Genomic DNA, 23,448 nt, shown 5'->3' on the forward strand with positions numbered 1-23,448 from the left:
TGGAGCGGCCGCCGCGCAGGCCCTCGTCGGCGGTAATGACAAAGGTCGACTCGCAGTCGACGATGCGGCCGGCCAGCGCTTCCGGCGAGAAGCCGCCGAAGACGACCGAGTGGATGGCGCCGATGCGCGCGCAGGCAAGCATCGCATAGGCTGCCTCGGGGATCATCGGCATGTAGATGGTGACGCGGTCGNCCTTCTTGACGCCNTGCGCCTTCAGGACGTTGGCGAGCCGGCAGACATGCTCGTAAAGCTCGCGATAGGTGATCTTCTTGTCGTCGTACGGATTGTCGCCTTCCCAGATGATGGCGACCTGATCGCCGCGCTTGTCGAGATGGCGGTCGATGCAGTTGTAGGAGACGTTGGTCTCGCCGTCCTCAAACCACTTGATCGAGACGTTGCCCTCGAACGAGGCATTGGAGACCTTCGTATACGGCTTGAACCAGTCGATGCGCTTGCCGTGCTCGCCCCAGAACCCGTCGGGATCTGAAATGCTCGCCTCATACCATTTGAGGTAGGTTTCGTCGTCGATCAGCGCGTCCTTCTTCCACGCAGACTGGACAGGGTGAACCACCGAACCCGACATGAATTGCGCTCCCAGTTCCGAAAATGATGATGTTGGAAGCGCATCGCCGTGCTGCTGTTGCAGCACAGCGATGCGCCCTCCCCTGCCTGACTAGGCCAGGTTCCCCGCCCTCGCCCAGGGGATCAGATTGCGAGGTACTCGTGGCGCAGCTGCGCGTTTTCGAGCACCTCCTGCGCCGTGCCGGTGAAGGCGACTTCGCCGGTGTCGAGGATGACGGCGCGATCGGCGAGCTTGAGCGCCGCGACGGCGTTCTGCTCGACGATGATGGTGGTGATGCCGAGCTTCTTGATCTCGGTAAGGATGCCTTCGATCTCGTGGACGATCACCGGCGCAAGACCCTCATAGGGTTCGTCGAGCAGCAGCAGCTTAAGGTCGCGCGCAAGGGCGCGGGCTATCGCCAGCATTTGTTGTTCGCCGCCCGAAAGCGTCGTCCCCTCCTGCTTGCGACGCTCGGCAAGACGCGGGAAGTGGCCGTAGATGCGGTCGAGCTCCCAGCCCTTTCCGGGTGCCACCTGCGACAGGATCAGGTTTTCCTCCACGGTGAGGCCCTGAATGATGCGCCGGTCTTCCGGTACGAGCTGGATGCCGGCCCGAGCGGCCTCAAAGGATTTCATCTTGTGGATCGGCTGGCCGTCGAGCCAGATCTCGCCGCGATGAAGTTCCGGGTCGTCGAGGCGTGCGATGGCGCGCAGCGTCGAGGTCTTGCCGGCGCCGTTACGGCCAAGGAGGGCGAGAATTTCGCCGTGGTTGATCTCGAGGCTGACGCCCTGGACGATGTAGCTTTCCCCGTAATAGGCGTGGATGTCCCTGACGGAGAAGAAGGCGCGTTCCGGCGAAGCGGATGCGGGCGCGGTATCGACTGCAAGTGCGCTCATCAGTGCGCTCCTCCAAGATAGGCTTCCTGAACACGCGGGTCGCCACGGACTTCTTCCGGCAGGCCCTCCGCGATGATGCGGCCGCCCGCGAGCACGCTGATCTTGTCGGCGAGCGAGAACACGACGTGCATGTCGTGTTCGATGATGATCTTGGTCATGCCGCGCGCCTTGATCTTCTTCAGGAGCTCGATGGTTGTGTTAGTGTCGTGGCGACTCATGCCGGCGGTCGGTTCGTCGAGCAGCAGCAGGCGCGGCTTCTGGATCAGGCACATGGCGAGCTCCAGCCGGCGCTTGTCGCCGCGCGACAGGGCACCGGCGTGGACTTCGCGCCGGCTGATCAGGCCGACGTCTTCCAGCATGGCTTCCGCCTCCTCGCGGATCTCATGCTCGTTGTCGACCTGGCGGAACATGTTGATCTTGAAGGCGCCGTCGCGGCGGGCGAAGGCCGGCGTCATCACGTTCTGCAGCACCGAGAGGTCGGAGAAGATCTCCGGCGTCTGGAAGACGCGGGCGACACCCAGCTGGTTGATCTCGTGGGGCTTCTTGCCGGTCAGGATGGTGCCGTCGAAGATGACGGCACCGCTGGTCGGCGGCAGGCGGCCGATGATCACGTTGAGCAGGGTGGACTTGCCTGCACCGTTCGGGCCGATGATCGCATGCGTCTTGCCTTCCTCGACCTGCAGGTCGATGTCAGCCAGGGCATGCAGGCCCCCGAAGCGCTTGTGAACGTCGGCGACGTGGAGAACGACGTTGTTTTGAGGATGCATGATATCGTCTCCTATTCAGCCGGCGCGGTTGCGACGCGCGCTTCGGCCTTGTTTCCATTGGCGCGGCGGTTGAAGGAGGCAGCGATGCGGCGTACGCCTTCCATGACGCCACCCGGCAGGAACATCACGATCAGCACGAAGATCAGGCCGAGCGAGAGGTGCCAGCCTTCGCCGACGAACTTCGACGAAATCGTCACCATGACTTCGCGGACGCCGTCCGGCAGGAAGCTGTAGAAGTTGTTGAGGACGTTGGCGTTGAACGACGAGAAGATGTTCTCGAAGTACTTGATCATCATCGCGCCAATGACAGGCCCGACCAGCGTGCCGACACCGCCGAGGATGGTCATCAGCACGACCTCGCCGGAAGCGGTCCAGCGCATGCGCTCTGCACCGGCGAGCGGGTCGGTAACGACCAGCAGCGCACCCGCGAGACCCGCCAGCATGCCAGAGATGACGAACGCGGTCAGCGTGTAGGGGCGCGTGTTGAAGCCCGTGTAGTTCATGCGGTTTTGGTTCGACTTGATGCCCTTGAGCATCATGCCGAAGGGCGAGTTGTTGATCCGCATTGCCAGGAAGAACGTGGCGATCATGAACAGGGCGGTGAAATAGAAGCCGTTCCAGCCGGACAGCGACATGCCGAATATGGAAGGCACTGGGGCGCCGGGGGAAGCCTCGAAAAACAGCCGGTCCAGGGCGCGCGGATCCTGCAGGGTCATGCGCAGGCCGGTCTCACCGTTTGTGATCGGGGTGAGCACCGAATAGGCGAGGTTGTAGCTCATCTGCGCGAAAGCGAGCGTCAGGATCGAGAAGTAGATGCCTGAACGGCGCAAGGACACGTAGCCGATAGCGAGCGCGAATAGCCCCGCGATGATGACTGCGAAGATGAGCGCGGGGAGCGCATTGATCGACAGCAACTTGAACGACCACATCGCCGCATAGGAGCCGACGCCGAAGAAGGCCGCATGGCCGAAAGAGAGGTAGCCGGTGAGGCCGAACAGGATGTTGAAGCCGACGGCGAAGATTCCGTAGATCATGAAGCGCTGCAGCAGGTCCGGATAGGCTGCGCCGAAGGGCGCAGCCAGGATCGGCAGCAGCAGCACGACGATCGTGAAGCCGGCGAACAGAATGAAGTCTTTTCTGGACATGAAGCTGGTCATTTAGGCCTCCATGACGCCGCGGCGGCCCATCAGTCCGCGAGGACGCACGAGCAGGATGACGACGGCAACGAGGTAGATGATGATCTGGTCGATGCCCGGAATGATCGCCTTCACCTGTGTCATCGACGCAAAGGACTGCAGGATGCCGAGCAGGAAGCCTGCCGCGATGGCGCCCGGCAGCGAGCCCATGCCGCCGACCACGACCACCACGAAGGAGATGACGAGGAAATCCATGCCGAGCGTGTAGTTCGGCGGAAGCAGCGGCGTGTACATGACGCCGGCCATGCCTGCGACGATCGCCGCAATGCCGAACATGATGGTGAAGCGCCGATCGATGTTGATGCCGAGGATGCCGACCGTCTCGCGGTCAGCCATGCCGGCACGCACGACCATGCCGAAGGTGGTGAACTGCAGGAAGGCGAACACAGCACCGATCACCGCAGTTGCGAAAAGGAAGTATACGAGGCGCCACCATGGATAGGTGATCACGCCGGCCCGCATGCCGAGCCAGGAGCCGATGTCGGCTGCGCCGCGCAGAGTGTCGGGCATCGGCTGTGGATGCGGGTTGGGGCCGAAGAACGCCTTGACCAGTTCACCCAGCACGATGGCGAGGCCGAAGGTGACGAGGATCTGCTCGGCGTGCGGCCGCTTATAGAAATGCTTGATGATGCCGCGTTCCATGGCAATGCCCACGAAGAGCATCACGGGAATGCAGACGAGAAGAGATACGGGAACCGAATAGTTGACGAGCCAGGCGCCGAAGTCCCCGAACCATGCCTGGACCAGCGGTTCGCGAACCTCGACCGGCTGGCCCCATGGCGACAGCTTTGTCGGGTCGACCGTGACCGTTTCCAGCGTCAGGAAATAGCGGAAGGCCACGGCGCAGAACGCGCCAAGCATGAACAGGGCACCGTGGGCGAAGTTCACGACGCCCAGCGTGCCGAAGACGAGCGTCAGGCCAAGGGCGATCAGCGCGTAGGCGCTGCCCTTGTCCAGCCCATTAAGAAACTGCAGAAAGATGACTTCAAACATGGCCGGCCTCCCGGTACTGCCCTTCCCTTGCGAGTGAACCTCGCCCCGCCGCGCGGAGGCGGCGAGGCGAAGGATTCAGTCGTCGCTCATCAGGAGCACGTCGGTACCGGTTCGGCGTCGCCGAGTTCGCCGCCGAAGATCGATGGATCATAGGTGGTGACGTCGCGGCCGACTTCCTGCACCACATCGAGCACGTCGAACTGGCTGGTCGGGTTTTCGTTACCGCGCACGACGAGAACCGACTTCATGCACTGGTGGTCTTCAGCGCGATAAAGCGTCTTGCCGTTGCCCATGCCGTCGAACTCGAAGCCTTCCAGCGCCTTGATGACTTCCGGCGGATAGAAGGTGCCAGCCCGCTCGCACGCATCGGCGTAGAGCAGCGCCTGAACGTAGGCGGTGTGAGCGGCCTGAGACGGCGGCGAGCCATATGCAGCGCCGAACGACTTGGTGAAGGCCTGCGAGCCTTCGTCCTGCAGGTTCCAGTGCCAGTTGGAGGTGCCGAAGATGCCCTTGATGCTCTCGCCGGCGCCCTTAGCCATCAGTTCGGAGAACAGCGGGACGACGACCTCGAACTGCTTGCCGTTGGCCTGGCGGTCGCGCATGCCGAACTGGACGGCCTGGGTCAGCGAGTTGACCATGTCGTTGCCGTAGTGGTTCAGGATCAGCACGTCAGCGCCCGAGTTGAGAACCGGGGTGAGGTACTGCGAATAGTCGGCGGCGCCGAGCGGCGTGCGGACGGTGGCGACCGTCTCCCAGCCTAGCGCTTCGGTCGCGGCCTTGATCGACTCTTCCTGCGTCCAGCCCCAGGTGTAGTCGGCGGTCAAGTGGTAGGCGCGGCGGTCGCTGCCGTAGGCTTCCTTCAGCACCGGTGCGATAGCGATGCCGGACTGGTAGGCGTTGAAGAAGTGGCGGAAGCCATAGCGGCGCTTATCCTTGCCGGTCGTGTCGTTCGAGTGGGTCAGGCCGGCCATGAAGATGACGCCGAGTTCCTGGCAGAGCGACTGCACGGCGATAGCTTCACCCGAAGACGAACCGCCGGTGATCATGATGGCACCGTCGCGCTCGATCATGCGGGTTGCGCCGGCACGGGCCACGTCGGAAAGGGTCTGCGAGTCGGACGTGACGAACTGGACCTTCTTGCCGAGGACGCCATTTCCTTTCAGCGCCGAAGGCTTCAGCACGTTGAGGAGGCCTCCGTCACCCTCGCCGTTAAGATGCTTGACCGCGAGTTCGTAGGCCTTGAGCTCGTCCGCGCCCTCTTCCGCATAGGTGCCGGTAAGCGGCAGGTTGAGGCCGATCGTAACGGTGCTGCCGGTCGGGTTGTTGCAGAAGTCCTGCGCCCAAGCGCCCTTGCTGAAGAAGTAGGGGGTCGACAGTGCGGCGATGCCCGCACCGGTTCCTTTAAGTACAGTACGCCTGCTGGTAATGAATTTTGCCATTGTGTCTCCTCCACGCGAGCCAACATCTCCCACTCGCGAGCAAAATTTTGACACAATTTGTCATCCGCACAACAATCATTTGACTTGACCCAATATTCTTGTCAACGATTGCAACTAACGACATTCAATCGTGTAAAGATGATTGACTGATGGTAGCAGTCAGAACCCCGGTCGGAACGCGGATCAGGCGCAAGAGAATGTCTGCGGGGCTGTCGCAGGCTGCACTTGCAAGTGCGCTCGGCATCTCCCCGAGCTACCTGAACCTCATCGAGAACAACAAGCGGGCCATCGGCGGCAGCCTGCTGCTGCGGATCGGTGAGCGACTTGGCGTCGACATGGCCTACCTCTCCGATGAGAGCGAGGCTCAATCGATCGCGACCATCAACGAGTTGATGTTCAACCCGGTGATGCAGGGCATCGAGGTTTCGCAAAACGACATTCGCGAGGTTGTCAGCCGCTTCCCGGAATTCGCCACCGCGCTGACCAGGTTCTACCGCGCTTATGTGGACGCGGCCGCGAATATCGAGGCGTTGCAGCATCGTCTCAAGTCCGACCCGTTCCTGTCGTCGCTCTTGCACGAGATTCTCAACCGTGTCGCCGGCATCAAGTCATCGGCCGAGATCGTTGCGACGACGTCGGACCTCACGGCGGAGGAGCAGCGCCGTTTCGCCGCCACAATCAATAAGGAGGCGCGCGACCTCGTCCCTACCCTGCAGAGCCTGATCGGTTACTTCGACACATCATCGAGCCTGCTCAGCAAGCCGGTATCGCCGATGAATGAGATCGACGAGGCGATCATCGAAGCCGAGAATTATTTTCCGGCGCTCGAGGAGGTCGCGGACGAACTGGCGAAGGTCCTGCCTCCGGAGCGGCCGTTGCAGGAGAGCCGCCTGGTTGAGCTGATGGCGACGCGCTTTGGTATCGATTGCCGGCTAAGTGCCGACGGCCGCGAAGCGCTTGCGCCGGGCTTCGACTCCGCGCGCATCATGCTGTTGCCCGAAGCCGCCTCTCCTGCCACGCGCATTTTTCGCATGCTCCGCCGCTATGCGAGACTGGCGGCAGGCGACGCTATCGACAGTGCGGTCTTGGCGCTTACGCTGGTGTCAGATGAAGCCCGCCAGATCGCGAGACGGGCCCTCTCCTCCTATGTCGCCGCCGCGATCATGATGCCTTACGACCGCATCCACGGTATGGCTGAAGAACGCCGCTACGATATTGAGTTAATCGGCAACCTCATCGGCGCCGACTTCGAGCAGGTGGCGCAGCGGTTCGTGTCGCTGCGGCGCAAAGGGCAGGAAGGCGTGCCATTCGGCTTCCTGCGCGCCGACCGGGCCGGGCGACTGACCAAGCGTTTCACCCTCCCCGGTTTGATCCTGCCTGCTTCAGGCCATGGCTGCCTTCTATGGCCGATCTACCGCGCCTTCTCGACCAGTGAGATCGTCCGGCAGGTATCGGTATTCCCGAGCGGCTCACGCTTCCTGCAGGTCGCACGCCAGGTGAGGAAGTACACTGGCAGCTTCGAGAGGCTTTCGCCGGTTTATGCAATCATGCTGTCGTGCGACGTATTTTACGCGGACCGGACAGTTTATGGCAGGGCGCTCGATGCTGCGGACGAGAATGTCCAGGCTGGGCCCTCGTGCCTGCTCTGCCCTCGCCTCGAGTGTGCCCATCGCAATGATGCCGCTGCATGAGTATCCGTCCAAGTTGACGAAAATGATGTGAGTTGACTGCAGTCAACTGCTGTTTCCGGCTGGCGCGCGTTAAGATTCTGTTAACCTTAAACTCCTTGCTCCGAATCGAGAATCGTAGCTAGATGCGGTTGTGCGCCTCAGGTCGCGTAGAAACCGCATGTGCGAGATTTTCCGGTGAATATGCAAGCAAGGATAAAAAGGGAAATCGAAGACGTCGACCTGTTGGTCACTCAGCAGGCGAACGAGCTTTCAGCGATGCTGCACGAGCATCGCATGGAGATGTTCCCGCCGGATGCTCGCAAGACGCTGCGCTCATTCTCGCTGGCCGAGGTGGCGAACTATCTCGGCGTCACTCCGGGTTACCTGAAGAACCTGTCGCTGGAAGGCAAGGGGCCACAGCCGGCCGTTACGCCTTCCGGGCGCCGCTCCTACACCGCCGAGCAGATGCTCGAGATGCGGCACTACCTCGACAAGAATGCGCGTACCGCAAAATACGTGCCGCACCGGCGCGAGGGCGAACATCTCCAGATCATCTCTGTCGTCAACTTCAAGGGCGGCAGCGCCAAGACGACAACGGCCGCGCACCTTGCGCAGCATCTTTCGCTTGAGGGCTATCGCGTCCTCGTCATCGATCTCGATCCGCAGGCGTCCTTGTCGGCTCTTCATGGTTTCCAGCCGGAGATCGACCGCAATGAATCGCTTTACGAGGCGCTGCGCTATGACGACCAGCGCAAGTCGCTGCGCGAGCTGGTGCGGCCGACCAATTTTCCAGGCCTACACATCGTTCCCGCGAATCTTGAACTGCAGGAATACGAGTATGACACGCCGCTCGCCCTGTCGCGCGACGATGGCTCGATGGGCCGGATCTTCTTCGGCCGCCTCGACGATGCGCTGGCCGACGTTGCCGACGACTACGACGTCGTCATCATCGACTGCCCGCCGCAGCTCGGCTACCTGACCCTGACCGCCCTATCCTCCTCGACGGGCGTCCTCATCACCGTGCATCCGCAGATGCTCGACGTGATGTCGATGTGCCAGTTCCTGATGATGATGGGCGAGGTGATGGGCACGCTGAAGCGCGCCGGCGCCAACATGCAGCTCGACTGGCTGCGTTACCTCGTCACGCGCTACGAGCCGACCGACGGACCGCAGAGCCAGATGGTCGCCTTCATGCGCGCGATCTTCAAGAAGCATGTCCTCGTCAACGAGATGCTGAAAAGCACTGCAATCTCGGACGCCGGCATCACCAAGCAGACGCTGTACGAGATCGACCGCTCGCAGTTCACACGGTCGACCTATGACCGCGCGATGGAGTCGCTGCACCTGGTCAATCGGGAGATCGTCGAGCTGATCCAGAAAGCGTGGGGTCGTCGCTGATGTCCAGGAAGAACCTCCTCCTGTCCCTCACCGAGCGTAAGTTGACTGCAGTCAACTCGCCGACCGAGCAGTCGGCCGAGAGCACGCTGACGCCTGCCATGGAGCGGAATCGTAATCGCGGTGCGTTCGGTGCGATCACGCGTTCGATCGATGAGCTCGCCGAGAAGGCGCAAGCGGTGAAGGAGTTCGAGGCAAAGCTGCTGGAAGGCGCGACTGTCGTCGAGCTCGATCCCGAGCAGATTGACGTCTCCTTTGTTGCCGACCGCATCGAGGAAGATGAAGCCGCGTTCGAGGAACTCGTTGCCGCAATCCGGGAGAGGGGGCAGGACAGTCCAATCCTGGTGCGTCCGCACCCTGAACGACCCGACCGCTACATGACGGTGTTCGGCCATCGCCGCGTGCGAGCCGCGAGAGCGCTGGGGCGGAAAGTCCGTGCGGTCATCAAGTTGCTGGACGACCGCGAGCATGTCATTGCCCAGGGGCAGGAAAACAGTGCCCGTGCTGACCTGTCCTTCATCGAGAAGGCTATGTTCGCCGCCCGCCTTGAGGCGAGGGGGTACGAACGCGAAGTGATTATGTCGGCGCTTTCGGTCGACAAGACGGTCGTCTCGAAGATGATTTCGGTGACCAAGGATATCCCGGACGACATCGTTTCGGCGATTGGCCCGGCGCGCAACAGCGGCCGCGACAAGTGGTACAAGGTCGCGATCAAGCTGCGCTCCGACGAGGCGCTTGAAAAGGCGAGGGGGCTCATCGGCTCCCTGGACTTCCTCAGCCTCGACAGCGATGCGCGCCTAGAATTCCTCGATACGGGGCTCGACAAGGCGTCCGCGCCGAAGCGCAAGGAGACCGCGAAGGCGCTGGTCTGGCGCCCGAGCGACGGCAAGGTCGCGGTGGCTACGAAGGCCAGTCGTGCCAGTTACACACTCGAACTTACGGACAAGGAGGCCAAGCCCTTCGGGACATGGCTCGCCGGCAACCTGGAAAGCCTCTACGAGGCATTCCGCAAGGCGAATTCATAAGGTGAAGACGGAGTAGGAACCGCAAAAGAAAAAGGCCCCCGAAACACGTTCCGGAAGCCCTTCTCATAGTGTGGTAGCTAGAGAATCGCATTTCCCGGAATCAGCGTCAAGAGTCTTTGAGGCTCGATCGCGTCGTTTTGGCGAGCAGGTTTCTTTTGCCTGAGGAAAGGTGAAGGAAAATGCAGACGCATAACGTGACGTCGCCCTTTGGGCGGCGAACGATGACGCTTGCCATGATCGCAAGGCAGGCGGCAGCACGCCAGATCCCGGCAACCGCCAGGGCAAATAAGTGGAAGGTGTTCCAGCACATCCGTGAGGCGCGCGACCTTATCGGCGCCACGGACCGGGCACTTGCAATCCTCAACGCGTTACTGTCGTTCCATCCGGAAACCGAGCTCTCTGGCTCGGACGAACTGATCGTGTGGCCGTCCAACGAGCAGCTAATGGCACGTGCCAACGGAATGCCGGCAACGACCCTGCGCCGGCATCTTGCAGTCCTCGTAGAATGCGGTCTCATCATCCGCCGCGACAGTCCGAACGGCAAGCGCTTTGCGCGCAAGAGCGATGAAGGCAAGATCGAGCAAGCCTACGGCTTCGACCTGTCGCCGATCGTGGCCCGGGCCGCTGAGTTCGAGGACATGGCCGACACCGTGCGTGAGGAGCGCAAAGCGCTGCGTGTTGCGCGCGAGAAGGTGACGCTGCTTCGCCGAGACATCGTCAAAATGATCGAGACTGCGATCGAGGAGAAGGTGCCAGGCAACTGGGGCCGGGTCACGCTTGCTTACCAGGAGATCATTTCGCGCCTGCCACGCCTTGCCAGCCTTGAAATCCTGGCCGAAGTGACTGACGAACTGCACCAGCTCTGGAGCAATATCCGCGAGGCATTGGAATCATTTGCAAATTCGCAGATTCCGGACGTCAATGAGTCCCATTCTGGCGCGCACATACAGAATTCAAATCCAGACTCCATTCCTGAATCTGAAAACGGCTCAAGAAAACGAACAGAAGCGGCACCTGCCGAGGAAGCCGGCAACGTCCGCATGCTGCCAGTACGCGAAATGCCGCTGTCGCTGGTTCTGGACGCCTGCCCGGCGATGCGGGAGTTTGCCGAGGCAAGCCTGAGCGGCGGCACGATCCGGCAATGGCGCGACTTCCTGGCCGCAGCGGAACTGGTGCGGCCGATGCTGGGGGTGAGCCCAAGCGCATGGCGGGCTGCCTGCCACACCATGGGCGAGCAGCAGGCGGCTATCACGCTTGCCGCGATATACCAACGCTCCGGGCAGATCGCCAATCCGGGCGGATATCTGCGCAACCTCACCGAGAGGGCAGGGGAGGGGAAGTTCTCAACCTGGCCGATGATCATGGCGCTGCTGAGGGCGAGGATGGATGCCGGCGGTACGTCAGGCGCCGTGCGCTCGCTTGAACTGCGGCCATCGGCCCCGGGGGGAACGGATGGGCCACCGCGCCTCAGATAAGCCGGTAGCCGTGCCGTTGCCGGTTGCTGCGGTGATGCTGCAGGGCGCGAAAGGCTGAAGGGGTGTCCGGATGCAGTTCGATGATCTGGCGGCCACGGGTGCCGATGCGGCCCCAGCGACGGACGAGCGCAACGTCGCCGAAAAGCGTCGGCTCGAGCGAAAGCGTGTAAAAGCGGTAGGCGTTCTTGGCGGGATCGATACGGTGCATCAGGAGCGTCATGCCAGAAGTCTGGCGGCATGGACTCTACCCGTCCAACGCAAGTTTTGAATCGATCGGAGGGCGTCGATTCATCGCGTTGATTGGTTATCGTCTCGGAGAAGGCGGACCGTGAGAAGACCGGGTTCGTCCGGCCTTGCGGGAACTGCGATCCGAAGGTCGGGCGCGGTGGATGGGCGCGACACTGTGGGTCATGCAGGGACCACGAGCTGCGCGTTCCTGCTCAGCAAGAAAAGACCTCCCAACGTAGGGGAGGGGCTACAGCCCAGCCGCCTTGGTGAGGTTGACGCGAAAACGGTCGCGGCGGCGCTGATACTTGCGGGTCATCTCCGCCGAAGCGTGGCCGAGTTGCTTTTGCACATAGCGCTCGTCGACTTCGGCCGAGGAGGCAAGGCCTGCGCGGAGCGAATGGCCGGCGAAAAGATAGCCCCGTTCGCCTTCGGCCACATCTCCACGCAGCCCGGCTGCGAGCGCTGCACGCTTGACGAGACGGGCAACCGCCTGGTCGTTGAGCCGGTCAGGGCCGACCTTCTTGCCATTGCCGATTACCCGCCGAAACACCGGCCCATGCGCGATGCGGGCGAAGTCCAGCCACGTCTTCAACGCCACTACCGGGCAGGTCTGGTCGGACGAGCCGCGGCCGATCTCCACCTCCCTCCAGCCGGTCTTGCCGCGAAGCGTCAGGAGCACGCCTTTGTTCTCGAAAAACTCGATCCAGCCGCGCCCGTCCTCGGTCTGGTCACGGCCGACGTCGAGGCCGGTGATTTCCGAGCGACGTAGGGCACCGGCAAATCCGATCAGCAGCATCGCCCGGTCGCGCAGGCCACGCAGCGTCCCGCGATCGAGCGTCTCGAGCATCGCCAGCAGATCTTCTGGCATAATTGGCTCCTTCTGGCGCGGAGGCTTACCGTGGCGATTGCGGATGCCGGCCATGACGGTGGCAATGTGCCGGTCCTTGCGATCAAGAGTGAGACCGCGCTGCGCATAGTTCCAGCCGAGCGATGATAGCCGCCGCTCAATCGTTGAGACGGAATTCGGCTTGCGATCGCCGGTGACAGTTCCCGAGGCGCACGCGGTAATGTAGAGGCCAACGGTATGTGGACTGGGTGGAAACGGTTCGATTCCCTGGCGGCGGCACCAGCTGGTGAAATGCTTCCAGTCGGAGGCATAGGCGCGGCGAGTATTCACCGAACTCGCCGCCTCGACGTACGACCGCGCTTTTTCTGTCAGCTCTTCAAATTGCCGGGAAGGAAGCCTCGAACTGTCCATGGGCTTGGTAGGGGAGGGGAGGGCGCCCTCATGCGCATCCCGGCCCATCTCCCCGACGACATCAACGATGTCGGCAAGATCTTCGTCAGAAGGGTCTGTGTCGGTCATCCCTAAGCTCCCACGCTCCACAACACCGATTTCGCCGGCGAATCAGCGCTTTGCTGTGCCTAAAGGAGGGAATCAGAATAGGGATGATAAGGCAACATTATCGTGCATCGCACATGTTCGCAGGTAGCGGCGGATTAGCGGTGAATTCGAAAGATAACCGCACATCCAGGGGCCTAGTGGAGCGCCATTGGAAGGCAATGGGCGCTGTTAGGAGCGCGCTTCAGCGTGAATAGACTGCGAGCACATGCAACCACAATCCATAGGCGCATGGGAAGCCTCAAATGCAATGTGTTTTTTTTCTTTAGGATCGTCCGATCCGCTTCGCCGAAGAGTTGGGAAAATAAAATGGATCTCGGCCGAAGACCGTTACGCACGGTCTGCGACCGATCTGCGGCGACAAAGTCGGACTTATTCACGGCAGCGATCTCGGCAACAAGGTGCCGAGATCGCTCATGAATGGCCATGGCGTAGCCCATCCGCCATGAGCCTATCCCCGGAAAAATACTCCAGCCGGACGGTCCAAATTCCGAGAGGATCTCATCATCTGTATGGCCGCGATGATGCTGCCAAGCTCTTGAGGGCCGGATAGCGCCTGCTATTCGACCGTAACCGACTTCGCGAGATTGCGCGGCTGGTCGACGTCCGTGCCGACGAACACCGCCGTGTAATAAGCCAGCAGCTGGATCGGCAAGGCGTAGATAATCGGGGAGATGATTTCCGGCACATCGGGAACGACGATGGTCGCGAGCGTATCGACCGTCGACTCCGCTGCGCCCTTCGCGTCGGTGATGAGGATGATTTTACCTCCACGTGCTGCGACTTCTTGCATGTTGGAGACCGTCTTCTCGAAAATGCGATCGTGAGGCGCAATCACGATGACCGGCATCTTCTCGTCGATCAGTGCGATAGGACCGTGCTTCAGTTCACCCGCCGCATAGCCTTCCGCGTGGATGTAGGAAATTTCCTTGAGCTTGAGGGCACCCTCCATCGCCAAGGGGAAGTTGGTGTCGCGGCCGAGATACAGGACGTGCTTGTATTGCGAAAGGTCGCGCGCCAGACGCTCGATCTGGCTCGCCAGCTTCAAGACTTGATGCGCCAATCCTGGCGCTTCTGACAACTCGCGAACCAGCTGCGCTTCCTGAACCGCATCCACTGTGCCGCGCGCGACTGCTGCGCGAACGGCAAGTGCCGCCAGGACTGATAGCTGACAGGTGAATGCCTTTGTCGATGCAACGCCAATTTCGGGGCCGGCAAGGGTCGGAAACACCCCATCCGATTCTCTGGCGATCGTCGATTCCCGCACGTTGACGATCGCGCCGATCGGCAGACCCTCACTGCGGCAATAACGCAGAGAAGCCAGCGTGTCGGCCGTCTCTCCCGACTGTGAGATGAAAAGCGCGGCGCTGTTCTTGGTTATCGGCAATTCCCGATAGCGGAACTCCGAGGCGATATCGATGTCGACTGGAAGACGCGCATAGCGTTCGATCCAGTACTTTCCTACCAGGCCCGCGAGATAGGCGGTGCCGCAGGCTGACACATAGAGACAATCGAGCTTCGCGAAGTCGAAGGGAAGCGGGGGCTCCTTCACCTTGGAGTTTGCAAAATCGAGGTAGTTCGCGAGCGTATGGGAGACGACCTCCGGTTGCTCGTAAATTTCCTTCTCCATGAAGTGACGATAATTGCCTTTGTCGACCATGTAGGCAGTCCCAAGCGACTGCTGTTGCCGACGACTGACAGGGCTACCCGCAATATCAAAGATTTCGACGCCGCTGCGACGCAGCACGGCCCAGTCGCCATCTTCGAGATAGGTAATGGCGTTGGTGAACGGCGCCAGCGCGATGGCATCAGAGCCCAAATACACCTCGCCTTCGCCATGGCCGACAGCCAGCGGAGGACCGTTCCGGGCACCGATGATCAAATCTTCATCGCCCCGGAACATGATTGCGAGCGCAAACGCTCCGCGCAGTACCCTCAACGAGGCGTGCGCGGCCGATACAGGATTCTTCCCCGCTTTGAGCTCCCGGGTGACCAGATGCGCAATGACCTCGGTGTCAGTTTGAGAATGAAACTCAAAGCCGTCAGCGATCAACGAAGCCCGAAGTTCGGCAAAGTTTTCGATAATGCCGTTGTGAACCACAGCGACGTCACCGGAAAAATGCGGATGGGCATTTGCCTCATTGGGAACACCGTGTGTCGCCCAGCGCGTATGACCAATCCCGATCGTGCCATCAAGTGGCTCATCGGCCAAACGCCGCTCAAGATTTACGAGCTTTCCTTCCGCACGTCGCCGCCCAAGCGCGCCATGTGAAATGGTTGCGACGCCTGCTGAGTCATAACCACGGTATTCAAGCCGCTTCAACGCATCCACGATGAGTGGCGCAACGTCAGCCCGCCCAACTATCCCGACAATTCCGCACATGCCGCCACCCCTTTTCTACCCCGAATTGCAGACGGTCATAGGACGTCCGTCTTGTGCGGGAGAAGTCACAATTCATTTCAGCAAGTGTCGTGCCAAACGGCACAACCCGAATCAGTTATTCGTTTATTTTCCGGACTTTGCCTTGAGCCTATCGCGCAACTTGTGACCAAGGCCGAGCTTCGTCTCCTGTCGAGCGCGTCCAAAGGCAAGAGCGTCAGCGGGCACATCCTGCTTGACGACACTGCCAGACGCAACGTATCCGCCCTCGCCGATGCTGACGAGCGCAGCAACCATCGCTGCGGATCGAAGAGATCGCAGATTTCGCCGAGGGCGTCAAAGAGCTTCGTGTTCATCGGCCGGTGCACGGTCTATGGCGCAATTGCCATGGCAGCGCAGACCGGCAGATGATGGTCTGGGTCTTCCAGCCGCAGCGCTTGGTCAGCAGGGTGTCGGTCGAACTCGTCAATTAAGACCGGCCGCGCCAAGGCCTTGTCGAAGAAGGGCTTGCGCCGGGTGATCCAAAGCTCACGCGCCTGCCGCTCGCTGGTCTGCAGAGTTTGTTATTGCTGAACCTAGGCGGTGCAGCAGCCGGCCGACACTCGAGCGGTGGACGCTGAGACCCCGCTCAGTCAACTCCACGCCCAGCTCATCGAGCGTGAGATCGCCGGCCTCCTCCATGCGGCGGCGCACAAACGCCGTATGCGTGGCAAACCTGCCGCCGCCGGGCGCGTGGCCCGGATGGTGCGGCTGCAGCGAGCCAGTCGCCGCCTTCAGCTTCACGAAATTGTTCACGAAGCGCGGCGATACACGGAAATGCCGCGCCGCCTTACGGTTGCTGTGACATTCCTTGACAAAGGCAATCACTTGAACTCGCAATTCCTGTGCGTGCCGCTGTCCCATCGCGATCTCCCTCTCGCCCACAACGCATCACAATACCACCAAGACCGGAATCCTGAATCTCCTAAACGGCGACGCGCTTTAGAGCTTGAATGTCATCGTTGCTAAGGTCAGCGCGGATACTTACATACACGTGCGAAGTAACTGATCATGCTAGTCGCTAGAAAAGATCATGCGGTAAGCGATTGGATCATATGCCTCAAGCATTCTCATTGCAAAAACAGATAATTCAATGTCAAGGGCGTCGGCCCATTGTGGCCAGCGTTCAGGGATAATTCGGCTTTGGCCTAATTCAACTTGAGAGATGTAAGTAAAGTAGACTGATCCAATCATCTCCGCCAGTGCACGTTGAGTAAGGCCCCTTGCCTCACGGCGCTCTCTGAGCCAAAGACCAACCTCCTCCCGTTTGCCTCCTGAAGATGAATCCTTGACGTTTGATGCAATCTTATTTGTGAACGTAGCTTGGTTCTCAAGAGCGGTCGAACGACGATTTCGCGACAAAATCTTCTTAGGGGCTTGCAGTTCATTCAATCTGTGCGCATTTGCTCCGAAGTTTCTTTTTATTTGGTTTGATGCACGGGGGGGGTTCCGGTCTGACCGAGCGCAGTATGAATGCCCCTGATGAGCATAGGTACATCTTGCATGGGTATTTTATTGAAGGAAACGTACGCGCAAACGATCTGCGCAGTTAGATGAAGACGATCCTTACTCGCGATGTCACCTGATCTCGAAGCCATGGCCAAATTCCCATTCGTGCCTGTGGTACAAAACAGGCGTCATGCCCGGTTTCTATATATGCGCTGAGATTGCCACAAGTCGTGACCAAGTCATTATAGTGGAGAGCCAGGGGTAGCGCTTTTAGTCTCGTTGGATGTCTCTCTTTCCGAGCCAAATGCCTTGTAAATATTGCGTGACTGAAGATCAGAAGCTTATACCTGGACCGTTGGGTCAACGAAACACAATGCCTTACACGACGCATCTATCTAATAAGAGGTAGTGCATTCATTCCTAAAGTATACAACAAACCCGCTTCCGCAAGCTCGACAATACTGGCCTGCTGCCCGTTTTTCGGACATGAGGTTAAGCTAACATAGCTTTCTCCTCGAACTGGACGGGGCTCACATAGCCCAATGTTTAGTGCCGTCGCCGGGGATTGTAGAAGCGCTCGATGTAATCGAACACATCAGCGCTGGCGTCGTCCCCCGTCCTGTAGACCTTGCGGGCTGTCCGCTCGGTCTTCAGCGACGAGAAGAAGCTCTCCATCGCAGCATTGTCCCAGACGTTGCCTGACCGGCTCATCGCGCAGGTGATGCCGTGATCGGTCATCAGCCGCTGGAACTGCTCGCTCGTATACTGGCTGCCCTGATCGCTGTGGTGCAACAGGCTGTCGGACTTGCCTCTCCTCCAGACCGCCATGATGAGAGCGTCGGACGAGCTGTGCCGTCATCTCGGCCTTCATCGCCCAACCGACGACGCGCCTGGTGAACAGGTCGACGACGGCGGCAACGTAGAGCCAACCTTCGGCGGTCCAGGTATAGGTGAAGTCGGCGATCCGCTTCTGGTTCGGGGCCGAGTCTTCGAAAGCGCGGTCGAGGATGCTGCCCGACACCACGGCTCGCCCGCCGGTGTCTTTCGGCAGCCCACGACGCCGAGGCCGGGCACGCAGCCCGTTCTCCCGCATGAGGCGCTCGACGCGATGCAAACCGCAGGACAGGCCCTCGGCCAGCACGTCATGCCAGACGCGGCGAGCACCATAGTTCGGTCGCTGCTCTTGAAGCTGCGATCAATCGCCGTCACCAACACCTCGTCGTGCCGCGAGCGAGCGCTGGGGCTGCGGTTGAGCCAGGCATGGAACCCCCGAGCGGGAGCATCCAGCGCGTCGCGCAGCCATGCCACCGGCCTTCTAAGCAGATGGTCACAGGTTTGAATACTGTCGGGGTTGCCACGAAATCAACAAACTAGACGGCAGGCGCTGCAAGAGTTCCAACTCGATTTTCGGGCGAGTTCCAATTTTTGTTGCCCACACGTTCTAATGCGCGCGCCCTATCCTCCCCGCGCGGCGTCGCATCGTACACCATCAAGCCGATATCCTTGCCGTCGCATGACTGGCATCGAAGCTTCGGAACAAGGTCGTCGTGCATCGCGCGGTGATCCGGCCCGAGCCGATCGCGCAAGGCGATGAGGTCAAGCCCGGGCACGTGGTGGCAGGAGTTGCACCAAGCCCTGATCCCCATCTGGACATCGATAGTGCCCTGAATTGTTGCGTTGCTCTTTTGGTACATACCGAGAACATAGCGCCGATCAAGCCGAGTCTGAACATGTTGTGTGATGCCGCGTTACCATGCGCACCTGGAGGGATGCCATGAACGTTGATGCACCAAGCCTTGTCGTAGACCATCCGGATCGTCAGCTGGAATGCGAACACGCGCTAGACATGCCCGTACGCGTTCTGGTCGATGAGGCAATCACCAAAGGCTGGACGGCTGAAGAGGTTTGCGCCTCGCTCGTGAACGTCATCGCAGCGCAGCACATTGCCTACGGGCACGATCCGGATCCGGCTGGCGACTGAATTCTAGGCCTTGCGCATAATCTTCAGGGCCACGTTGAGTAGCAGCCCCCAGCACCATTCGCAGCAGAAATGAATATTCGTGCGAGCACTTCGGTTTTACGTGGTGCCCATTCTGTGCTTGCTTCCTCGACCCAAACCCCGCCCAACCGCGTTAGGCGCATATCGCGGTACGGCCCCTTGCCATCATGCCCCCAATCTTCGACGTCAAGTGTATCCGCGTCGACCTCGCTGTACTCGCGCACAACATAGGTTCGGGAGCCATTGGGAGTATCAAAGGAAGCGAAATCGTACCAAGCCATATGAACCTCGCCTGTCAGCGTGATGCTACCACACTTCCCGATTTTGTGCGACTGTTGTGCCTTGGAGGGTTTGGCGATGAAACTCACGATCGAACTGATGCCGGATGAGGCGGATGCCCTGAAGCGCTTCGCAGAGCAATTCGCGCCGCTCGGTCTCAAGGACGCGTTGCTCACGCTGGATCAGCTTTTCCGTATCTAAGAAGGGCGTCTTAAGCCAGTTAACCCCGTGGTAGGGATTGATGGCCGAGGAGACGCGCGTCGGCTGGTAGCGCCCCTAGCACCCAACAGCCGACAGCCTGCGTCACGGGCCCCTTCGGGCGCAGGGCACCCTACCGCTCGCAGTTCGACTCTCCGCCTTCCCTATTGAGGCATAGGCTCCGAACGCAGAACGCCCCACCAGCCGAAGCCAGCGGGGCGCTACAGGTCGCTAATGGAAGGTAATGGAAGCGGCTTGCTCTAAGGTGCAAACCCGCCCTTCACCATGAATGCGATGATGCCCATGATGATGCCGCCGATGATCAGGCGGTTGATCCATGTGAGCGTGCCGTTGACGCTCTGGAGCGACAGTTCAACGCGGGCGAAGCGTTCGTCCATGTTCTTCCAGCGCTCGTCATGACGGGCTGAATCAATGTCCCGCTGGCGCTGCCATGTTTCGAGCGCGGTAAGGCGCTGCTCTCTCGATGCCGAGGCGTGCTCCAGTGTCACCACTCTCGACCGAAGGTCATGATCCATCTCGCTTGCCTTTTCGGTCACACGCCCAGCCCCTGTTTAGAAACGCCCGTTGATGATGATGGTTCGGCTACCAGCAGCCGCGCTGAGCGCCGAACCCATTGTAAGACGCGACGCCTTCCGCAAAGGGCTGGTCATTCTCGATGATGAAATTGCGGGTGTCTGCTGAGGGCGATAGCTTTCGCCACCCATCACAGAACAAGGCCGGAGCACTCGTCTGGCAACCCGCCAAGAGCGCGGCAGAGAGCAACGTCGTCCATGTTGCGAACCGGTCATCGGTCGCGTTCCTTTCGCGGAGAGATTCGACAGATCGGGTGAGAGAGGCGGCGCGCTCGATCTGCCGGCCGTCCGCCTTGCCATAGAGATAGACAGGCACCGACATGACTGCGGCACCGAGGGCCGCGCCTGCAGCGACCTTGAGCCAGTCGCGAAGGCCGAACATCACGCCAGCCCTTCCCGGATCTCCTTCACGCCCGCGATGATCTGCCGGCGCATTAGGAAGATGACGACGAGGAACGCCAGCACGACACAGCCGATCGCGACGATTGCTTGCCAGTCCATTCCAGCCAACCAGCCGAGACCAAGCGCGCCTGAACTGAACAGGCCCGTGATCCACGACCAGAGGCCGGTTTTCTTTTCGACTTCCTTCTCGACGGACGACGGCACTACGGGCTTGTTCGGTGACGCGGCGCTGCCATCCGTTGCCGAACGTGTCCCACATGCGCTTGCCCTTGTTTGTGATGCGTTTGAGGAATGCGAGACGGTTATCGCAGAGTGCGTCGATTACAGCCCGAGCGTCTGCCTTCTCGGCTGCAGCAATCGTTGCGGGCCCAATCCGGCCGTCCTGCGAGACGCCAAGCACCGCCTGCAGATACTGCGCTGCGCGACCGGGCCCGCTATTCACCGCGAAGTCGAACACGGCGTAGTCGATGCCAGCGGGGAGCGCCTGCGCATTTACTGCGGACCGGTAGTGCCGGTAATAGACGGTCGCGACCTGCGTATCGGTGATGGCCCTCAGATCCTCAACCGAGCCGTTCGGCTTCACATAGGCGCGGAACGACGCCAGCGTGACGCCCTTGTTTGGTTGCACCACCCGGATCTGCCGGATGGTTCACGAAGCTACCTTCATGTTTGAGGACAAGCGGAAGCGCCCGCTGGAAGTTGCGGTCCATGGTTCGATCCTTTTTGTGGGAACAAGTGCGCGCGCTGCCAATTAGCATGAAGGTGACACCCTTCAGGCAACAAGCATTCCAAGCAGCCCAAATAAACCGGCCTTAGCGCCGGTTTTTTCTACGTGTGCTGCCGAGATGTCGTCTTACCGCCGCGCGCGTGATGAGTGTAGGAGAATTGGATTTACCCAGAGTCAATGCGTGAGGTTTGGATGGTGATGACCCACGTAGTTTGACGTGCTATCTACCCCGAAAGTCGTATGTTCAGACCGCCACGTTCATAGGCAAGAGATGCAAAGCCCCCTCACCGGAACACAACTTATCGCGTTGATTATTGTTCTCATCGGACTAGCCATCGCTATAGCGACGCTGGCACCATATTTTCGATAGTGCCGTCAGTTAGATTTACTGGCCAGGTCATCATCTGCGCCCAGCCTGTGATAAAGTTCTCCTTCCGCCGTTGCCGGTCGGTGCAGGCTCAGATCTGCGAGTTGCAGCCACGGCTTGCGCCGCACCCTTGGTCCGTGCCAACTACCCCAAGTGATGATCAGGATGCAACGGCCATGTCGAATTGGTCTGCCCCCTGAAAAGTGGTCCTCCCTGAAGTAGGCTATTGAGCCGTAGGAGGACGTTGGAATGCCCCAGAAGAGGTCGTGTCCCGGGACGTGGTGTAACTGAGGTGGTCAAGCCGCTCGCGAGCGCGCCATTAGGAGCGCCGTAGCGAGCGAGCGGCTGGGTGGTCATCGACGGATTTCCGGTAAGGTCTGGTTGCTTACGCCAACCCTGTACCTGAAGGACCACCGATGACCGACTCGATGATGAACCTGCGCTCGCTGGTAGAGAAGGCCCCCGACGCCGATATTCTGCGCGAGATGATTGGCTTTGCTGCCGAACGGCTGATGGAAATGGAAGTGGGTGCCGCCACTGGCGCCGGCTATGGCGAAAAGAGCGCCGAGCGGCGGGTCCAGCGCAATGGCTACCGCGAGCGGGACTGGGAGACCCGGGCCGGCACGGTCGAGCTGCGCATCCCCAAGCTTCGCAAGGGCAGCTACTTCCCTGGCTTTCTGGAACCTCGGCGGCTGGCCGAGAAGGCGCTGACGGCGGTGATCCAGGAGGCGTATATCCAAGGCATCTCGACCCGGTCGGTGGACGACCTGGTCAAAGCCATGGGCATGAGCGGCATCTCAAAGAGCCAGGTCAGCCGCCTGTGCGAGGAGATCGATGGGCGGGTGAAGGCTTTCCTTGAGCGGCCGATCGAGGGCGACTGGCCCTACCTGTGGATCGACGCCACCTACCTCAAAGTGCGCCGGGGCGGCCGCATCGTCTCGGTGGCCGCCATCATGGCCGTGGGCGTCAATGCCGATGGCCGGCGCGAGGTGTTGGGCATGGAGATCGGCACCTCGGAAGCCGAGGCGATCTGGACCGAGTTTCTGCGCAAGCTGACCCGCCGCGGCCTGCGAGGCGTGAAGCTGGTGATCTCCGATGCCCATGAGGGCATCAAGGCCGCCGTCACCAAGGTGCTTTGCGCCACATGGCAGCGCTGCCGCGTTCACTTCATGCGTAACGTCCTCGCCCATGCCGGCAAGAGCGGTCGCCGCGTGGCCAGTGCCTTTATCGCCACGGCCTTCGCCCAGGAGACGCCGGAGGCGGCCAGCACCCAGTGGCGCGCCGTTGCCGACCAAATCCGCCCTCGCGTGCCCAAGCTTGCCACCATCATGGATGAGGCCGAGCACGACGTCCTCGCCTACATGAGCTTCCCCAAGGAGCATCGGGCCAAGTTGCACAGCAACAACCCGATTGAACGGGTGAATGGCGAGGTGAAGCGCCGGACCGAGGTCGTGGGCATCTTCCCCAACGAGGACGCAATCATCCGCCTCGTCGGCGCTATCCTGCTCGAACAGAACGATGAATGGGCGGTTCAGCGGGCGAGATATATGACGCTGGAATCCGTCGCCCCGTTGAGCGATGATCCCCTCGTCAGCTTGCCGGCAGTTCCCGCACGCTGACCAGCCCGGCCAAGCCGGATATGCGTGGAGGCCAAGCCTCAGTTACACCACGCAGTGGGGCACGATCCCAGAAGAAGCACAAAGCCGAAGAGATCGTGGCGAAGCTGCGCCAAGTCGATGTTCTGTTGTCGCAAGGTCGTTCTGTCGGAGAAGCGGTCCGTTTGATCGGCGTGACGCAGTTTACGTATTACCGGTGGCGCAAGGAGTTCGGNGGCCTGAAGGGTGACCAGGTNAAGCGGCTGAAGGAGCTCGAGAAAGAGAATGACCGGCTGCGCAAGGCGGTCTCGGACCTGACACTCGAGAAGCTGATCCTGAAAGAGGCTGCTTCGGGAAACTTCTGAGCCCCGC

At 60.6% G+C, this 23,448-nt stretch carries 22 protein-coding genes and 3 pseudogenes; 8 read left to right on the top strand and 17 right to left on the bottom strand.

The features are described 5' to 3' along the window. The 6 genes from L630_RS21800 to L630_RS0118625 all read right to left on the bottom strand — a co-directional run. Nucleotides 1–583: AMP-binding protein (locus L630_RS21800; RefSeq protein WP_034330886.1), on the bottom strand; the 583-nt coding region annotated here is incomplete at its 3' end. 122 nt (nucleotides 584–705) lie between these two features. Then, nucleotides 706–1,458: an ABC transporter ATP-binding protein gene (locus tag L630_RS0118605; RefSeq protein WP_024849714.1), complete on the bottom strand. Its 753-nt coding sequence runs from the start codon at nucleotides 1,456–1,458 to the stop codon at nucleotides 706–708. Next, a complete protein-coding gene (locus tag L630_RS0118610; protein ID WP_024849715.1) occupies nucleotides 1,458–2,225 on the bottom strand; it encodes an ABC transporter ATP-binding protein in 768 nt (255 codons plus the stop codon). The genes L630_RS0118605 and L630_RS0118610 overlap by 1 nt, the downstream gene beginning before the upstream one ends. Nucleotides 2,226–2,236: 11 nt before the next feature. Further along, nucleotides 2,237–3,382 (bottom strand): branched-chain amino acid ABC transporter permease, encoded by a 1,146-nt coding sequence (locus tag L630_RS0118615; protein WP_024849716.1) that lies wholly within the window; start codon nucleotides 3,380–3,382, stop codon nucleotides 2,237–2,239. Further along, entirely contained in the window at nucleotides 3,383–4,414 is a 1,032-nt protein-coding gene (locus L630_RS0118620; RefSeq protein WP_024849717.1) for a branched-chain amino acid ABC transporter permease, read from the bottom strand. A gap of 89 nt (nucleotides 4,415–4,503) precedes the next feature. After that, the gene (locus L630_RS0118625; RefSeq protein ID WP_024849718.1) at nucleotides 4,504–5,853 is read right to left on the bottom strand and encodes a substrate-binding protein; all 1,350 of its coding nucleotides are present in this window, start codon (nucleotides 5,851–5,853) and stop codon (nucleotides 4,504–4,506) included. Between the two features lie 149 nt (nucleotides 5,854–6,002). Here L630_RS0118625 and L630_RS0118630 point away from each other — a divergent pair, with 149 nt between their 5' ends. From L630_RS0118630 to repC, 4 genes are all read left to right on the top strand, one after another. Next, on the top strand, nucleotides 6,003–7,544 hold the full coding sequence (locus L630_RS0118630) for a helix-turn-helix transcriptional regulator (RefSeq protein WP_024849719.1): 1,542 nt from the start codon (nucleotides 6,003–6,005) through the stop codon (nucleotides 7,542–7,544). A gap of 174 nt (nucleotides 7,545–7,718) precedes the next feature. Further along, the gene (gene repA / locus L630_RS0118635; RefSeq protein ID WP_024849720.1) at nucleotides 7,719–8,921 is read left to right on the top strand and encodes a plasmid partitioning protein RepA; all 1,203 of its coding nucleotides are present in this window, start codon (nucleotides 7,719–7,721) and stop codon (nucleotides 8,919–8,921) included. Beyond that, the gene (gene repB / locus L630_RS0118640; protein WP_024849721.1) at nucleotides 8,921–9,943 is read left to right on the top strand and encodes a plasmid partitioning protein RepB; all 1,023 of its coding nucleotides are present in this window, start codon (nucleotides 8,921–8,923) and stop codon (nucleotides 9,941–9,943) included. Before repA ends, repB begins: the two co-directional genes overlap by 1 nt. Before the next feature lie 179 nt (nucleotides 9,944–10,122). Beyond that, entirely contained in the window at nucleotides 10,123–11,418 is a 1,296-nt protein-coding gene (repC, locus tag L630_RS0118645; protein ID WP_024849722.1) for a plasmid replication protein RepC, read from the top strand. Here repC and L630_RS0118650 read toward each other — a convergent pair. From L630_RS0118650 to L630_RS21805, 6 genes and pseudogenes are all read right to left on the bottom strand, one after another. Beyond that, nucleotides 11,411–11,638 carry a WGR domain-containing protein gene (locus L630_RS0118650; RefSeq protein ID WP_024849723.1) on the bottom strand — a complete coding sequence of 76 codons (228 nt, stop codon included), beginning with the start codon at nucleotides 11,636–11,638 and terminating at the stop codon, nucleotides 11,411–11,413. The genes repC and L630_RS0118650 overlap by 8 nt on opposite strands. A 255-nt stretch (nucleotides 11,639–11,893) precedes the next feature. Beyond that, nucleotides 11,894–13,012: a site-specific integrase gene (locus tag L630_RS0118655; RefSeq protein WP_024849724.1), complete on the bottom strand. Its 1,119-nt coding sequence runs from the start codon at nucleotides 13,010–13,012 to the stop codon at nucleotides 11,894–11,896. Nucleotides 13,013–13,607: 595 nt separating this feature from the next. Beyond that, nucleotides 13,608–15,431 (bottom strand): glutamine--fructose-6-phosphate transaminase (isomerizing), encoded by a 1,824-nt coding sequence (gene glmS, locus L630_RS0118660; protein ID WP_024849725.1) that lies wholly within the window; start codon nucleotides 15,429–15,431, stop codon nucleotides 13,608–13,610. Between the two features lie 525 nt (nucleotides 15,432–15,956). Further along, nucleotides 15,957–16,331: a transposase gene (locus L630_RS0118670; RefSeq protein WP_024849727.1), complete on the bottom strand. Its 375-nt coding sequence runs from the start codon at nucleotides 16,329–16,331 to the stop codon at nucleotides 15,957–15,959. 150 nt (nucleotides 16,332–16,481) lie between these two features. Continuing rightward, nucleotides 16,482–16,859, bottom strand: a complete 378-nt coding sequence (locus L630_RS22645) for a helix-turn-helix transcriptional regulator (protein ID WP_186445293.1) — start codon at nucleotides 16,857–16,859, stop codon at nucleotides 16,482–16,484. A 603-nt stretch (nucleotides 16,860–17,462) separates the two neighbouring features. Next, nucleotides 17,463–18,227 (bottom strand): annotated as a pseudogene (locus L630_RS21805) (IS3 family transposase); the annotation flags it as partial. A gap of 463 nt (nucleotides 18,228–18,690) precedes the next feature. On the opposite strand from L630_RS21805, the gene L630_RS0118685 reads away from it, so the two are divergent. Next, nucleotides 18,691–18,897, top strand: a complete 207-nt coding sequence (locus tag L630_RS0118685; RefSeq protein ID WP_024849729.1) for a hypothetical protein — start codon at nucleotides 18,691–18,693, stop codon at nucleotides 18,895–18,897. 375 nt (nucleotides 18,898–19,272) lie between these two features. Then, a complete protein-coding gene (locus L630_RS23555; RefSeq protein WP_280940250.1) occupies nucleotides 19,273–19,395 on the top strand; it encodes a hypothetical protein in 123 nt (40 codons plus the stop codon). A gap of 257 nt (nucleotides 19,396–19,652) precedes the next feature. Here L630_RS23555 and L630_RS0118695 read toward each other — a convergent pair whose 3' ends face one another. From L630_RS0118695 to L630_RS23600, 5 genes and pseudogenes are all read right to left on the bottom strand, one after another. Continuing rightward, nucleotides 19,653–19,949, bottom strand: a complete 297-nt coding sequence (locus L630_RS0118695; RefSeq protein WP_245263804.1) for a hypothetical protein — start codon at nucleotides 19,947–19,949, stop codon at nucleotides 19,653–19,655. A gap of 46 nt (nucleotides 19,950–19,995) precedes the next feature. Then, complete coding sequence (locus L630_RS23480) at nucleotides 19,996–20,370, bottom strand: hypothetical protein (protein WP_245263805.1); 375 nt, start codon at nucleotides 20,368–20,370, stop codon at nucleotides 19,996–19,998. Beyond that, nucleotides 20,367–20,591 (bottom strand): hypothetical protein, encoded by a 225-nt coding sequence (locus tag L630_RS23485; protein WP_024849732.1) that lies wholly within the window; start codon nucleotides 20,589–20,591, stop codon nucleotides 20,367–20,369. Before L630_RS23485 ends, L630_RS23480 begins: the two co-directional genes overlap by 4 nt. 76 nt (nucleotides 20,592–20,667) lie before the next feature. Continuing rightward, nucleotides 20,668–21,018: pseudogene (locus tag L630_RS23490) on the bottom strand (glycosyl hydrolase 108 family protein); the annotation flags it as partial. Next, the gene (locus L630_RS23600) at nucleotides 20,948–21,145 is read right to left on the bottom strand and encodes a glycosyl hydrolase 108 family protein (protein ID WP_348602459.1); all 198 of its coding nucleotides are present in this window, start codon (nucleotides 21,143–21,145) and stop codon (nucleotides 20,948–20,950) included. The pseudogene L630_RS23490 and the gene L630_RS23600, both read right to left, overlap by 71 nt. Before the next feature lie 752 nt (nucleotides 21,146–21,897). Here L630_RS23600 and L630_RS0118710 point away from each other — a divergent pair. Continuing rightward, nucleotides 21,898–23,100, top strand: coding sequence for an IS256 family transposase (locus L630_RS0118710; protein ID WP_024849733.1), 1,203 nt, complete (start codon nucleotides 21,898–21,900; stop codon nucleotides 23,098–23,100). A 20-nt stretch (nucleotides 23,101–23,120) separates the two neighbouring features. Next, nucleotides 23,121–23,426: pseudogene (locus tag L630_RS21825) on the top strand (transposase); the annotation flags it as partial. Nucleotides 23,427–23,448 lie beyond the last annotated feature (22 nt).

The sequence above is a fragment of the Aminobacter sp. J41 genome, from assembly GCF_000526635.1.
Taxonomy (GTDB): domain Bacteria; phylum Pseudomonadota; class Alphaproteobacteria; order Rhizobiales; family Rhizobiaceae; genus Aerobium.